The organism is Comamonas faecalis (assembly GCF_039538025.1).
In the GTDB taxonomy this organism is placed as follows: Bacteria; Pseudomonadota; Gammaproteobacteria; order Burkholderiales; family Burkholderiaceae_C; genus Comamonas_C; species Comamonas_C faecalis.
In genome coordinates this window covers 218,946-233,819 of record NZ_BAABBP010000001.1, presented here as the reverse complement: position 1 = coordinate 233,819, position 14,874 = coordinate 218,946, and the positions used below count along the sequence as shown (strand labels likewise).

Genomic DNA, 14,874 nt, shown 5'->3' with positions numbered 1-14,874 from the left:
GCAACTCATGCCGGCTCCTCCAGCTTCCGCACCCCACCCCCCAGCCGGTCGAACCACAAATAGATCACCGGCGTGGTGAACAGCGTCAGCAGCTGCGACAGCACCAGCCCGCCAAAAATCGAGATACCCAGCGGCCGGCGCAGCTCGGCGCCGTCGCCCCAGCTGAGCATCAGCGGCACGGCCGCGGCCAGCGCTGCCAGCGTGGTCATCAGGATGGGGCGAAAACGCAGCAGCGCCGCCTGGTGGATCGCCTCCAGCGCGCTCTTGCCCTGGTGGCGCTCGGCCTCGATCGCGAAGTCGATCATCATGATCGCGTTCTTCTTGACGATGCCGATGAGCAGCACCAGGCCGATGATGCTCACCACGTCCAGCGCATGGCCGGTCCATTCCAGCGCCAGCAGCGCGCCCACGCCCGCCGAGGGCAGCGTCGAGAGAATGGTGAGCGGGTGCACATAGCTCTCGTAGAGCACGCCCAGCACGATGTAGACGCACACCACCGCCGCCAGGATCAGCCACAGCTGGTTGGCCAGCGAGTTCTGGTAGGCGCCGGCCGCTCCCGTCAGCCGCAGCGTGATGCTGGCGGGCAGCCCCGCCTGGTCGACCGCCGCCTCGATGGCCTGCACCGCAGCGCCCAGGCTCACGCCCGGCGCCAGGTCGAAGCCCACGGTGGCCGCCGGGTACTGGCCCACGCGCTGCACCGTGACCGGGGCGTTTTGCTGCACCACCTGCGCGAACGAGGACAGCGGCGTGGTGCCGCCGTCGGTCGTCTTGACCGGCAGGTCGCGCAGCGCCTGCAGGCTGTCGGCGTCGTGGCGCGCGGCCTCCAGGATCACGCGGTACTGGTTGGTCTCGCTGAAGATGGTCGAGACGATGCGCTGGCCGAAGGCGTTGTACAGCGTGTTGTCCAGCACGCTGGCGCTCACGCCCAGGCGCGCGGCCGTGTCGCGGTCGACCTGCACCATGGCCGCGGTGGCCACGGCGCCGGCGCTGGTCGTCACGTGGCGCAGCTGCGGCAGCGGCTCCAGCAAGTGCGCCAACTGCTGCGCCCACTGGTTGACCAGGGCCGTGTCCACGCCCTCCAGGTCGAAGCGGTAGGGCGTGGGGCCGGTGTCGGAGTCGATCGTCAGGTCCTGCGTGGGCTGCAGGTACAGCACCGCGCCCGGCACCTGGCTGGCCACCCGGACGCGCAGGCGCTCCATGATGGCGGCCTCGGAGTCGCCCAGCAGCGTGGCCGGGCGCAGGTTGATCACCAGCCGCCCCTGCGACAGCGCGCTGTTGTTGGCCGCATCCACGCCGACGACCGAGCTGAGCGACAGCACCTGCGCGTCCGCCAACACCACCTGCGCCACCTGCGCCTGCAGCGCCGACATGCGGGCGAACGACACGTCGCCGTCGGCCTGCACCTGGCCCTGCAGCTGGCCGGTGCTCTGCGTGGGGAACAAATCCTTGGGGATGACCACATACAGCAGCGCGGTAAGCGCAAACGTGGCCAGCGCCACCCACAGCGTCAGCACCTGGTGGCGCAGCACCCACTGCAGCGCGCTGTCATAGTGGCCAATCATCGCGTCCACGCCCGACTGCAGCCAGCGCGCAAGACGCCCCTGCACCGCATCCAGCGGCTGCAGCATGCGCGCCGCCATCATCGGCACCAGCGTGAGCGACACCAGCGCCGAGAACAAAATGGTGATGGCCAGCGTCACCGCGAACTCGCGAAACAGCCGCCCGATCACCTCCTGCATGAACAAGAGCGGAATCAGCACCGCAATCAGCGACACGGTCAGCGAGATGATGGTGAAGCCGATCTCGCCGGCGCCCGTGAGCGCGGCGTTGAGCGCCACCGACGCGTCCTGGCGCCAGCCGCCTGCCGCGCCCTGCTCGCCCGCCTGCGCGCTGGCCTTGGCCGCCGCGTCGCGCGCCAGCTCCAGGTGGCGCGAGATGTTCTCGATCATCACGATGGCGTCGTCCACGACGAAGCCGGTGGCGATGGTCAGCGCCATCAGCGACAGGTTGTTGAGCGAGTAGCCCAGCAAATACATGGTGCCCACCGTTCCCAACAGCGAAATGGGCACGGCGATGCTGGCGATCAGCGTGGCGCGCAGGCTGTGCAGAAAGGCGAAGATCACCAGCACCACCATCACGACGGCCAGCACCAGCTCCATCTCGACGTGCTCGACCGACGCGCGTATGCCCAGCGTGCGGTCGGACAGCACGGAAAGCCGCACGCTCTGCGGCAGGCTGTCCTCGAGCTGCGGCAGCTGGCGCTTGATCGCGTCGACCGTGGCGATCACGTTGGCGCCGGGCTGGCGCTGCACGTTGATGATGATGGCCGGGCTGGGCGCCGCGCCCGCCTCGCGCACGCCCTGATCGGTCGCCACCCAGGCGCCCAGGCGGTCGTTCTCCGCGCCGTCGACCACCTGGGCCACGTCCTTGAGGCGCACCGGCTGGCCGTCCACGTAGGCGACGACCAGCTCGCGGTAGTCCTCGGCCGTGAGCAGCTGGTCGTTGGCGTTGATGCTGTACTGGCGCGAGGGCCCGTCGAAGCTGCCCTTGGCACCGCTGGCGTTGCCCGCGCTGATCGCGCTGCTGATCGCGTCCAGCCCCAGCCCCTTGGCCGCCAGCGCCTGCACGTTGCCCTGCACCCGCACCGCGGGGCGCTGCCCGCCCGCCAGCGTCACCAGCCCCACGCCGTTGATCTGGCTGATCTTCAGCGCCAGGCGGGTGTTGACCATGTTCTGCACCTCGGTCAGCGCCAGGCTGTCGCTGGTGACGGCCAGTTGCAGGATGGGCGCATCCGCCGGATTGACCTTGGCGTAGACCGGGGGCGTGGGCAGGTCGGCCGGCAGCAGCGTACCGGCGGCGTTCATTGCAGCCTGCACCTGCTGCTCAGCCGCGTCCATGTCCAGATCCAGGTCGAACTGCAGCGTGACCATGGACACGCCGGCGCTGCTGGTGCTGCCCATGCGCGTCAGGCCGGGCATCTGGCCGAACTGGCGCTCCAGCGGCGCGGTGACGGTGCGGCTCATCACGTCGGGGCTGGCGCCGGGGTACAGCGTCTGCACCTGGATGGTGGGGTAGTCCACCTGCGGCAGCGCCGCCAGCGGCAGCAGCCGCAGGCCGACGAGGCCGGCCAGCACGATGGCCACCATGAACAGCGCCGTGGCCACCGGGCGCTGGATGAACAGGCGCGAGACGTTCATGCCCTATCGCGCGGCCGCGTTGCCCTGGCCCTGGCGGCGGCCCGCCGGGCCCTGGCCCGGCCCGGCCTGCTGTGCCTGCGCCTGCGGCAGCTGCACCTTGCCGCCGTCCTTGACGCGGTCGCCACCCTCGGTCACCACGCGCTCGCCCGGCTGCAGGCCCTGGGTGACCAGCACCTGCTCGGCACTGGCCAGCCCGCGCACCACGGCGCGCACGTGCGCCGTGCCTTCGGCGTCGATCACGTAGACATAGTCGCCCTGCGGGCCGGTGCGCACCGCGGTGACCGGCACCAGCACGCCCTCGTCCTGCCCCAGTTGCAGCCGCGCGTTGACGAACTGGCCCGGAAACAGCCCCTGGTCGGCATTGGCAAAGCGCGCCTTGGCGCGCACCGTGCCGGTGGCGGTGTTGACCTGATTGTCCAGCGTCAGAAAGTCGCCCTCGGCCAGCGTCTTCGTGCGGCCCTGGTCCAGCGCCTGCACCGGCAGCCGGCCGGCCTTTTGCGCGGCCAGCACCGCGCCCACGCGTTCCTGCGGCACCGAGAACACCACGTCGATCGGCGCTATCTGCGTGATCGTGGCAATGCCGCCCGTGCTGGTGCTGCCCACCAGATTGCCCGGATCCACCGCGCGCAGGCCAATGCGCCCACTGATCGGCGCGTGGATCGTCGCGTAGCCCACGTTGAGCTGCGCTGCGCGCACGCTGGCGTCGTCGGAGTCGACCACGCCCTGCAGCTGCTTGACCAGCGCCGCCTGCGTGTCCACGTCCTGGCGGGCGATCGAGTCCTGCTCCAGCAGCGTGCGGTAGCGCGACAGCGTCAGCTGCGCCTGGGTGAGCTGCGCCTGGTCGCGCGCCAGTTGCCCGCGCGCCTGCGCCAGCGCCTGCTCATAGGGGCGCACGTCGATGCGCGCCAGCACCTGGCCTTTTTTCACCATCTGCCCTTCGGTGAACAGCACCTCGGTGAGCACGCCCGAGACCTGCGGCACCAGCGTCGCGGTGGCCGGCGGCGTCACGGTGCCCAGCGCGTCGACCACCACCGGCAGCGCGCCCTGCTGCGCCACGGCAGCGCCCACGGTCACGCCGCCTCCACCACCGCCGCCCGGACCAAAGGGAAAGCCGCCCTGGCCTGCAGGCCCCGCACCGGGCGCCTGGTTGCGCTGTACCAGCCACCAGGCGCCGCCTGCGAGCATCGCAATGACGACCAGCGTCATCAACAGCGAAAGGCCTTTGCGATGTGCTCGGCCGGGTGCGGGCGTGGGGTCGGTGTCAGCCATGTTGGGTATTTTTTTCATGCGCGGCCCATCGTAACCAGCCGCCGCGGCGCGGCAGTGTGCCGCGGTTGAAGAAATGCCCGGCGTGGCCTCATCGCGTGTTTTTCAGTGCGCTTCTTCCCAGTTGGCGCCCACGCCCACCTCGGCCAGCAGCGGCACCTTGAGCTGCGCCACGCCGGCCATGATGGCCGGCACCTGCTCGCGCAGCCAGTCGGCGCGGCCGGCGGGCAGCTCGAAGACCAGCTCGTCGTGCACCTGCAGAACCATCAGGATGTCCGGCTGCTCGGCGTCCAGCCGGGCCTGCACCGCCACCATGGCCTTCTTGATCAGGTCGGCTGCCGTGCCCTGCATCGGCGCGTTGATCGCCGCGCGCTCGGCCGCGGCGCGGCGCGGGCCGTTGGGCGAGTTGATCTCGGGCAGCTGCAGGCGCCGGCCGAACACGGTCTCGACGTAGCCCTGCGCCTTGGCCAGCGCCTTGGTGTCCTGCATGTACTGCCACACGCCGGGGTAGCGCTGGAAGTAGCGGTCGATGTAGTTCTTGGCCGCCGTGTTGTCTATGCCCAGGTTCTTGGCCAGGCCGTAGCTGCTCATGCCGTAGATCAGCCCGAAGTTGATCACCTTGGCGTAGCGCCGCTGCTCGCTGGTGACCTGCGCGAGCGTCACGCCGAACACCTCGGCCGCGGTGGCGCGGTGCACGTCCAGGCCGCCGTGGAAGGCCGCCAGCAGCGCCTCGTCGCCGCTCAGATGGGCCATGATGCGCAGCTCGATCTGGCTGTAGTCGCAGCTGGCAATCACCCGTCCGGGCGGCGCGACGAAGGCCTCGCGGATGCGCCGGCCCTCGGGCGTGCGCACGGGAATGTTCTGCAGGTTGGGCTCGTTGCTGGCCAGCCGCCCGGTGACGGCCACCGCCTGCGCATAGTGGGTGTGCACGCGGCCGGTGCGCGGGTTGGCCAGCTGGCTGAGCTTGTCGGTATAGGTGCTTTTCAGCTTGGACAGGCTGCGGTGCTCCAGCAGCCGGGCGGGCAGCGGGTAGTTCTCGGCGAGTTTTTCAAGCACCTCCTCGTCGGTCGAGCGCGCGCCGGTGGCGGTTTTCTTGACCACCGGCATGCCCAGCTTGTCAAAGAAGATCTCGCCCAGCTGCTTTGGCGACCCGAGGTTGAAGGGCTGGCCCGCCAGCTCATACGCCTCCTGCTCCAGCTCGGTGATGCGCAGGCCCAGCTCGTGGCTTTGGCGGGCGAGCTTGTTCGCGTCGACCAGCACGCCATTCCTCTCCATGCGAAACAGCGTCTCGCTGCTGGCGATCTCCAGCGCATAGATGGCGCTCAGCTTGTCGCTGGCCTGGATCTGCGGCCACAGCACGCGGTGCACGTCCAGCGTCTGGTCCGCGTCCTCGCAGGCGTAGGCCGCGGCCTTGTCCACCGGCACCTGGGCAAACGGAATCTGCTTGGCGCCCTTGCCGCACAGATCTTCGTAGCTGATGCCTGTACGCCCGGTGTGGCGCTCGGCAAGACTCGTCAGGTTGTGCGGCCGGTGCACCTCCAGCACATAGCTTTGCAGCATGGTGTCGTGCACATAGCCACGCACCTCGATGCCGTGGTTGGCAAACACATGGCGGTCATATTTGATGTGCTGGCCGAGCTTCGGAGACTTCACATCCTCCAGCCAGGGCCTGAGGCGCTCCAGCGCCTCATCGAGCGGCAGCTGCACCGGCGCGTCCGGCCCCTCGTGCGCCAGCGGCAGGTAGGCGGCCGCTCCCGGCTCCACGCTGAAGCTCATGCCGACGATGCGCGCGCGCTGCTCGTCCAGCGACGTGGTCTCGGTGTCCAGCCCCACCAGGTCGGCAGCCTTCAGGCGCTCCATCCACGCGTCCAGCCGCTCCCAGCTCAAAATGGTCTCGTAGTCCACGTCGCGCTGCTGCGCGGCGGTGGCCACGTCGCTTGCCGCGGTGTCGGCAAACAAGTCGGGCGTGCCGTCGCCGGCGGCGGCCGGTGCCGCGGCCTGCAACTGGCGCGCCAGCGTCTTGAAGCCGTAGCGCTCGTAGAAGTCGCGCAGCGCCTCGGTCTGCTCGCTGCCCACGGCCATCGCGTCCAGCGACGGCAGGCCGGGCAGGTCGGCGCTCAGGTCGCAGTCGGTCTTGATTGTCACCAGCTGGCGCCCGGTAGGCAGCCACGCCAGCGCGTCGCGCAAGTTCTGGCCGGCCACGCCCTTGATGTCACCCGCGTGCGCAATCAGCGCTTGCAGGCTGCCGTATTGCTCCAGCCACTTGGCGGCGGTCTTGGGGCCGACCTTGGCGACGCCCGGCACGTTGTCCACCGCGTCGCCCACCAGGGTCTGGAAGTCCACCATCAGCTGCGGCGGCACGCCGAACTCGGCCGTCACGCCGGCCACGTCGCGGCGCTTGCCGTTCATCGTGTCGATGACGGTGACATGGTCATTGACCAACTGCGAGAGATCCTTGTCGCCGCTGGAGATCACCACCTGCAACCCTTGCGCCACGCCCTGCACCGCCAGCGTGCCGATCACGTCGTCGGCCTCCACGCCAGGCACCGTGAGCACTGGCCAGCCCAGCAGGCGCACCACCTCGTGGATGGGCGCGATCTGCGCCCGCAGATCGTCGGGCATGGGCGAGCGGTTGGCCTTGTAGTCTGGGTACAGGTCGTCGCGAAACGTCGGGCCGCTGGCGTCGAACACACAGGCCACATAGGCCGCGGGCACTTCTTTCTTCAACGCGTGCAGCATGTTGACCATGCCGCGGATCGCGCCGGTGGGCTCGCTCGTCGGGTCGCCCGGCACGGCGCGCAGATCGGGCATGGCATGGAAGGCGCGGTAGAGGTAGCTGGAGCCATCGACCAGCAGCAGGGTGGCAGGGGTGTCGCTCATGTCGCAATTGTGCCTGCGCCGCCGCCGCCCGCACCGCTACGATGCGAGGCACAAAAACCGACAAGGAGACTCCATGAAAGCATTCAAACGCGCGCTGCTGTGGCTGCTCGTGCTGCTGCTCGTCGCGGGCACGGCCGGCTGGTTCAGCCTGGACAAGGAAACGCGCGGCCTGATCAAGACCTTCCCGACCAACCGCGACCTGCTGTTCTGGACCCTGCCCCAGCGCGACGCAGCGTTTCGTGCGATGGACCGCATCAGCCTGCTGGCCAAGTGGCACACGGCCCAGCCCGCGGCCACGCCGCGCGCGCTGCCCGCCGGCACGCCGCTGAAGCTGGATCTGGACGTCGACGCCTTCATGGCTGGCCAGCGCAGCGCCGCGCTGCTCATCGTGCAGGGCGGCCAGCTGCGCCTGGAGCGCTACGGCCTGGGTTTTGACGGCAGCGGCCGCTGGACGAGTTTTTCGGTCGCCAAGTCCTTCACCTCGACGCTGGTCGGTGCAGCGCTCAAGGACGGGCTGATCAAGAGCATGGACGACAAGGTCAGCGACTACCTGCCGGACATGAAGGGATCGGCCTACGAGGAGGTCAGCGTGCGCCAGCTGCTGACCATGACCTCGGGCGTGGCCTGGAACGAGGACTACGCCGATCCGCAATCCGACGTCGCGCGCTTCAACAACCACCAGCCCGAGCCGGGCGTCGACGCCCTGGTCAGCTACATGCGCCGCCTGCCGCGCGCCGCGCCAGCGGGCGAGCGCTGGAACTACAGCACCGGCGAGACCAACCTGGTCGGCGTGCTGCTGGCCGCGGCCATCGACAAGCCGCTCGCCCAGTATCTGCAGGAGAAGATCTGGCAGCCCGCGGGCATGGAGCAGCAGGCCACCTGGCTGCTGAGCAAGAGCGGCATCGAGATCAGCGGCTGCTGCATCCAGGCCACGCCGCGCGACTACGCCCGCCTGGGCCAGTTCATCCTGGAGGGCGCGCAGGTGGGCGGCCAGGCCATCGTGCCCGACGGCTGGCTGCACGAGGCCACGCACAAGCAGGCCGACATCGGCACGCCCGGGCGCGGCTACGGCTACCAGTGGTGGACCTATGACGACGGCAGCTTCACCGCGCGCGGCATCTTCGGCCAGGGCATCTTCATCGACCCGGCGCGCCAGCTCGTCATCGTCACCAACGCCGACTGGCCCACCGCCCGCGAGCCCCAGGCCATGGCCGCGCGCGAGGCCTTCTACCAGGCGGTGCAAGCCGCCGTGGACGCCGAGGCATCGCAGTGAAAAGCCCGGGCGGCGCGCCTACAATCACCCCATCATGCGCACCGCCCTTCTCTCCGCCCTGCTGGCCCTGGCCAGCGCCCCGCTACTTGCCCAGACCACGCCGGCAGCGCCTGCGCCTGCGCAGGCTGCCACCGTCCCCGCCGCCGCTGCCGACGAGGCGCAGCAAGGCCGGCGCAACCAGCGCATCGAACGCATCGTCGTCGAGGACGCGGGCAGCCGCATCGACGAGTTGCGCGTGGGCGGGCAGACCGAGCAAATCACCGTCCAGCCCAAGCAGCAAGGCATGCCCGCCTACGAGGTGCGCAGCCAGGAAGGCGCACGCGCACGCCCGGCCAACCAGAGCGCACCTGGCACCATGACGGCGCCGCGCGTGTGGAACCTGGGCCATTTCTGACACCTGCCAGGGCCGCCCGCGTGCGTGGGCGGCCCTGTTTTTCCTGCGACCGACCGTCCCGCAGCCGAGCACCTGATGGCCGTCTACACCGAAGTCTCCCCCGCCGCAGCCCGCGCGCTGCTCAAGCGCCTGCGCCTGGGCGCGCTGCTCGAACTGCGCGGCATCCAGGGCGGCATCGAGAACACCAACTACTTCGTCACCTGCGAGGGCGGCGAGTTCGTGCTCACGCTGTTCGAGCGGCTCACCGCCGAGCAGTTGCCGTTCTACCTGCACCTGATGAAGCACCTGGCGCATGCCGGCATCCCGGTGCCCGACCCGCAGGCCGACCCGCAGGGCGAGATCCTGCACCAGGTCGCCGGCAAGCCCGCGTCGCTGGCCACGCGCCTGGCGGGCAGCAGCCAGCTGGCGCCCGCGCCGGCGCACTGCGCGGCCGTCGGCCAGATGCTGGCGCGCATGCACCTGGCGGCGCGCAATTTCGAGCGCGTACAGCCCAACCTGCGCGCCCTGCCGTGGTGGAACGAGACCGCGCCCACCGTGCTGCCCCACCTGCCGCCGGCGCAGGCCGCGCTGCTGCGCGCAGAACTCGCCTACCAGAACCACGTTGCCGCTGGCAGCGCCTACGGCGCGCTGCCGCGCGGGCCGGTGCACGCCGACCTGTTTCGCGACAACGTGCTGTTCACCGGCGAGCAGCTGACCGGCATCTTCGACTTCTACTTCGCCGGCGTGGACACCTGGCTGTTCGACCTGGCAGTCACGCTCAACGACTGGTGCGTGCACCTGCCCACCGGCGCGCACGACGAGGAGCGTGCCCAGGCACTGCTCGCCGCCTACGAAGCCGTGCGCCCCTTGAGCGCCGCCGAGCGCGAACTGCTGCCTACGATGGCTCGCGCCGGCGCGCTGCGCTTCTGGCTCTCGCGGCTGTGGGACTGGCATCTGCCGCGCCAGGCCAGCCTGCTCACGCCCCACGACCCCACGCACTTCGAGCGCGTGCTGCGCCAGCGCATCGACCACCCGCTCACGTCGGCTCTGCTGGCGTGACGACACCGCCGACCCGGTCAAGGGCATCGCCCGCGGCAGGAAAGCCGTCGGTTACATTCACAGCCAGGCATTCCTGCCTGTCAGCCGCTCCCTTTTCCAACGCATGAAACTGCGCATCGTCCCCGCCAGCACCGGCCCCCAATGGGTACGCCAGGGCATTACCGTCTTCTGGCGCCAGCCCATGGCACTGGCCGCCCTGTTCTTCGCCTCGATGGCCGCCATGTCGCTGGCCGCCGCCATTCCGCTGGTCGGCCCGGTAGTGGCGCTGGCTCTGCTGCCCTCGGCCACGCTGGCCATGATGGTGGCCGCCGCCCAGGCCGAGCAGGGGCGCACGCCGCTGCCCACGGTGCTGCTGGTGGCGTTTCGCACCGGCCGCCAGCGGCTGGACGCCATGCTGGTGCTCGGTGGCCTGTACGCAGCCGGGTTCCTGGGCATCATGGGCCTGTCGGCGCTGGTCGACGGCGGCCAGTTCGCCCGCGTCTACCTGGGCGACATTCCCCTGACGCCGGAGCTGGCGCAGTCCGGCGCCTTCATGGTCGCGATGTGGCTGGCCATCGTGCTGTACCTGCCGCTGTCCATGCTGTTCTGGCACGCGCCCGGCCTGGTGCACTGGCACGGCGTGCCGCCGGTCAAGGCGCTGTTCTTCAGCGCCGTCGCCTGTGTGCGCAACCTAGGGGCGTTCTTTCTATACGGCCTGGCGTGGATGGGCGTCTTCCTCATCGCCAGCCTGCTGCTGAGCCTGGTCGTCACCGTGCTGGCGCTGGCCGGCCTGGGCGCGAGCATCGGCGTGGGGCTGATGGTGGCGCTGGCCATGACGCTGGCCACCATGTTCTTCACCTCCATCGTCTTCACCTTCCGCGACTGCTTCGAGGCGCCCGAGCCGGCCACGCCCCCCGCGGCGCGGGACGGCGGCGCAGCGCCACAGCCTTGAGCGCCACGCCCTAACCGCCGCCCGGCGGCCGGCCCTGCTTGCGCGCTTCATGCCAGCGCCTGAAGCGGCGCAGGTTGTCGCCCCACCAGCGCAGCATGCCGTAGGACAGCTGCACCTTCTCCTGGCCCACCGGCAGGTCGGGCCTGGCGACGATCCAGGCTGACTTGGCGTAAGCCAGGTGCTGCGCCGGGTAGACGCTGCGGTGGCCAATCATCAGAAACGCCGCGACGCACGCGCCCGACACGTACCAGATCGAGCCCGCGCCAAACAGCTCCACGCCCATCAGCACCGCGGCAATCGGCGTGTTGGACGCCGCCGCGACGACCGCCACCAGCCCGACGGCCGCGCCCTGCGCGGGCTCCAGTCCCAGCAGCGGCGCACAGGCGCTGCCGGTGACCGCGCCGATGACGAACTGCGGCGTGACGATGCCGCCATAGAAGCCGCTGCCCAGCGTCACCGCCACCAGCAGCGCCTTCCAGAGAAAGCCCAGCGCCGGCATGCTCTCGCCCTGCAGCGCGCGATCCATCATCGGCAGCGACAGGCCCAGATAGTCGGTCGGCACCCACACCAGCAGCAGCACCAGCAGCACGCCGCCTATCACCGGCAGCAGCGGCGGCCACAGCGCCAGGCGCTGCTGCAGATGCGTGAAGACCGCGCGCACGCCGTTGCGCAGCTCGACGAAGCACAGCGCCGCCAGGCCGCACAGCACACCGACGAGCACGGTCTTGAGAAACAGCACCTGGGTGAAACGCGCATCGAAGCTGATCTCAAACTCGGGATAAGGCACGCCCCACCAGCGGCTGACGACGAAGGCGGTGACGCCGGCGACGATGCCTGGAAACAGAAAGTCGTGGCGAATCCGCCCGATCGCCAGCATCTCGACGCCGTAGATCGCGCCGGCAATCGGCGTGCCGAACACGCTGGCAAAACCGGCGCTGACGCCGCAGGCCACCAGGCGCTTGCGCAACTCGCCGTTGAGCCTGAGTGCCTGGCCCACGCCCGCGGCAATGCCGGCGCCGACGTGCGAGCAAGGCCCCTCCTTGCCGGCCGAGCCACCGCAGCCGAGCGTGACCAGCGCCGCCACCGGCTTGACCCACAGCGTCTTGAACGGCATGCGCCCGGCCTGCTCGTTGACTGCGGCGATCGGCTCGTCCTTCAGGTTGCTGGCGCCGATGCGGTAGCCGTAGTGCAGCAGCAGGCCGTTGGCCAGCCCGCCCAGCGGCAGCACCAGTGCCAGCAGCCACAGCGGCGCGCCGTACAGCCGCCCCTCGCTCAGAAACAACAGACCCAGAAACAGGCTGCACGCGGTGCCCACCAGCGCCCCGACGGCCGTAGCCAGCACCAGCCACTGGACGATGGTGGCCAGCATGACCAATGGCTCGGTCGGATGGAAACGCAGTTTGCGCAAAAAAACTCCTGCTGATTTGGCCCACGCGCGCAGCGGTTCAATCGACCACCGTCAACTTGGCCACCGCCAGCGCCAGCCACTTGGTGCCGTGGCGCGGAAAGTGCACCTGGGCGCGCGCGTCGTCGCCGCTGCCCTCGATGGCCAGCACCTTGCCCTCGCCGAACTTGGTGTGAAACACCGCCAGCCCCACGCGCAGGCCGTGCGCCGGCTGCGCCTTTTGCGGCGGCACCGGGGGAGAGGCAAACACCTCGCCCTTGGAGCCAAAGCGGCTGGGCGCCGCGTCGCTCCAGGCCGAAAACCCACCGCCCGCACCGCCACGCGCCTGGGCAGCTCCGGCGCGCTGCGGCGTCAGCCACTTGAGCGCCTCCTGCGGCAACTCGTCCAGGAAACGGCTGCGCACGTTGTAGCGCGTCTGCCCGTGCAGCATGCGCGTCTGCGCGTGGCTCAGGTACAGGCGCTGGCGCGCGCGGGTGATCGCCACGTACATCAGGCGGCGCTCTTCCTCCAGCCCCGCCTGGTCGCTCATCGCGTTGTCGTGCGGAAACAGGCCTTCCTCCAGGCCGCCGATGAACACCGCGTCGAACTCCAGCCCCTTGCTGGCGTGCACCGTCATCAGCTGCACCGCGTCCTGGCCGGCCTGGGCCTGGTTGTCGCCCGCCTCCAGCGCCGCGTGCGTCAAGAATGCCACCAGCGGCGACAGCGTCTCGCCCGTGTCCTGGTCGATAAAGCCGCCCGCGGCCGGCTGGCTCGGATCCAGCCCCTGGCTGACCGGGCTTTGCGTCAGCCCGCTGCCCCGCTGCTCGTCGAGCGGCAGCGCCACCGCGTCGCGGCCAAAGCCTTCCTGCACGACAAAGCTCTCGGCGGCGTTGACCAGCTCGTGCAGGTTCTCGATACGATCCTCGCCCTCCTTGTCGCTGCGGTAATGCTCGACCAGGCCGCTGGCGTCCAGCATCCGCTCGATGATGGCGCGCAGGCTCTGGCCCTGCGTCTGCTCGCGCAGCACCTCGATCAGCGCGACGAAGCCGCCCAGCTTGGCGCCGGCCGCGCCCTTGATCTGCGCCGCCGCATCGTGCAGCGAGCAGCCCGCGCTGCGCGCTGCATCCTGCAGCTGCTCCAGCGTGCGCGCGCCAATGCCGCGTGGCGGAAAGTTCACCACGCGCACAAAACTGGTGTCGTCGTGCACGTTCTCCAGCAGGCGCAGATAGGCCAGCGCGTGCTTGATCTCGGCGCGCTCGAAAAAGCGCAGCCCGCCATAGACACGGTAGGACACGCCGGCATTGAACAGCGCCGACTCGATCACCCGGCTTTGCGCGTTGCTGCGGTACAGCACCGCGATCTGCTGGCGCGCCATGCCGGCGCTGGTGAGCGCGCGGATCTCGTCGACCATCCACTGCGCCTCGGCAAAGTCGCTGGCCGCCTCGAAGATGCGCACCGGCTCGCCCGGCCCCTGCGCGGTGCGCAGGTTCTTGCCCAGACGGCGCGCGTTGTGCGCAATCAAGGCGTTGGCGCAGTCCAGTATGTTGCTGTAGGAGCGGTAGTTTTCTTCCAGCTTGATCGTCTGGCGCACGTCGAACTCGCGCACGAAGTCCTGCATATTGCCCACGCGCGCGCCGCGAAAGGCGTAAATGCTCTGGTCGTCGTCGCCCACGGCCATCACGCTGCCCATGGTGCGCAGCTGCCCATTTTGCTCGTCGCCGGCCAGCTGCTTGAGCCAGCGGTACTGCAGCCGGTTGGTGTCCTGAAACTCGTCGACCAGGATGTGCGCAAAGCGCCGCTGGTAATGCATGCGGATCGGGTCGTTGTCGCGCAGCAGCTCGAAGCTGCGCAGCATCAGCTCGCCAAAGTCAGCCACGCCCTCGCGCTGGCACTGCTCCTCGTACAGCTGGTAGATCTCGGCCTGGCGGCGCATGGCCGGGTTGTGCTGCGGCACGTCGCGCGGGCGCATGCCCTCCTCCTTGCAGCTGCCGATGAACTGCTGCAGCTGCTTGGGCGGAAAGCGCTGATCGTCCACCTGGTGCTGCTTGCACAGGCGCTTGATGGCCGACAGCTGGTCCTGCTGGTCCAGGATCTGGAAGGCCTGCGGCAGCCCCGCCAGCTTATGGTGCGCCCGCAGCATGCGGTTGCACAGCCCATGAAACGTCCCAATCCACATGCCGCGCACATTGATCGGCAGCATGCCCGACAGGCGGGTGAGCATCTCGCGTGCGGCCTTGTTGGTAAACGTCACGGCCAGAATGCCGCCGGGCGTGGCCCGCCCGGTCTGCAGCAGCCAGGCAATGCGCGTGGTCAGCACCCGTGTCTTGCCCGAGCCGGCACCCGCCAGAATCAACGCATGGCCCTCAGGCAGGGTCACGGCGGCGCGTTGTTCGGGGTTCAGGCCTGCCAGCAGCGGCTCGTGGGTGCCGGCGCCCAATTCATCAGAAAACATGGCCCGCATTGTAGAAAGGGCCAGGCACCGGCGCCGCCAGCCGGGTTCACGTGGCGGGT

The 14,874-nt window shown here is 69.6% G+C and carries 9 protein-coding genes; 4 read left to right on the top strand and 5 right to left on the bottom strand.

What is annotated here, in order from left to right; all coding sequences use genetic code 11:
- Positions 1 to 5: 5 nt before the first annotated feature.
- The 3 genes from ABD767_RS01050 to polA all read right to left on the bottom strand — a co-directional run bounded on the left by ABD767_RS01050 (position 6) and on the right by polA (position 7,343).
- The gene (locus ABD767_RS01050) at positions 6 to 3,197 is read right to left on the bottom strand and encodes an efflux RND transporter permease subunit (protein ID WP_103044790.1); all 3,192 of its coding nucleotides are present in this window, start codon (positions 3,195 to 3,197) and stop codon (positions 6 to 8) included.
- Between the two features lie 3 nt (positions 3,198 to 3,200).
- Positions 3,201 to 4,466, bottom strand: coding sequence for an efflux RND transporter periplasmic adaptor subunit (locus ABD767_RS01045; protein ID WP_344867720.1), 1,266 nt, complete (start codon positions 4,464 to 4,466; stop codon positions 3,201 to 3,203).
- 102 nt (positions 4,467 to 4,568) lie between these two features.
- Complete coding sequence (gene polA, locus ABD767_RS01040) at positions 4,569 to 7,343, bottom strand: DNA polymerase I (RefSeq protein WP_103044788.1); 2,775 nt, start codon at positions 7,341 to 7,343, stop codon at positions 4,569 to 4,571.
- A gap of 73 nt (positions 7,344 to 7,416) precedes the next feature.
- Here polA and ABD767_RS01035 point away from each other — a divergent pair, with 73 nt between their 5' ends.
- The 4 genes from ABD767_RS01035 to ABD767_RS01020 all read left to right on the top strand — a co-directional run bounded on the left by ABD767_RS01035 (position 7,417) and on the right by ABD767_RS01020 (position 10,979).
- On the top strand, positions 7,417 to 8,616 hold the full coding sequence (locus ABD767_RS01035) for a serine hydrolase (protein ID WP_103044787.1): 1,200 nt from the start codon (positions 7,417 to 7,419) through the stop codon (positions 8,614 to 8,616).
- A gap of 34 nt (positions 8,617 to 8,650) precedes the next feature.
- The gene (locus ABD767_RS01030) at positions 8,651 to 9,010 is read left to right on the top strand and encodes a hypothetical protein (protein WP_103044786.1); all 360 of its coding nucleotides are present in this window, start codon (positions 8,651 to 8,653) and stop codon (positions 9,008 to 9,010) included.
- 75 nt (positions 9,011 to 9,085) lie between these two features.
- The gene (locus ABD767_RS01025; RefSeq protein WP_103044785.1) at positions 9,086 to 10,048 is read left to right on the top strand and encodes a homoserine kinase; all 963 of its coding nucleotides are present in this window, start codon (positions 9,086 to 9,088) and stop codon (positions 10,046 to 10,048) included.
- 103 nt (positions 10,049 to 10,151) lie between these two features.
- On the top strand, positions 10,152 to 10,979 hold the full coding sequence (locus ABD767_RS01020; RefSeq protein ID WP_103044784.1) for a BPSS1780 family membrane protein: 828 nt from the start codon (positions 10,152 to 10,154) through the stop codon (positions 10,977 to 10,979).
- Positions 10,980 to 10,989: 10 nt separating this feature from the next.
- Here the strand turns inward: ABD767_RS01020 and ABD767_RS01015 are convergent, their stop codons facing one another.
- Positions 10,990 to 12,387: a chloride channel protein gene (locus tag ABD767_RS01015; protein ID WP_344867714.1), complete on the bottom strand. Its 1,398-nt coding sequence runs from the start codon at positions 12,385 to 12,387 to the stop codon at positions 10,990 to 10,992.
- A 37-nt stretch (positions 12,388 to 12,424) separates the two neighbouring features.
- Entirely contained in the window at positions 12,425 to 14,815 is a 2,391-nt protein-coding gene (locus tag ABD767_RS01010; protein WP_344867712.1) for a UvrD-helicase domain-containing protein, read from the bottom strand.
- Between the last annotated feature and the right edge of the window lie 59 nt (positions 14,816 to 14,874).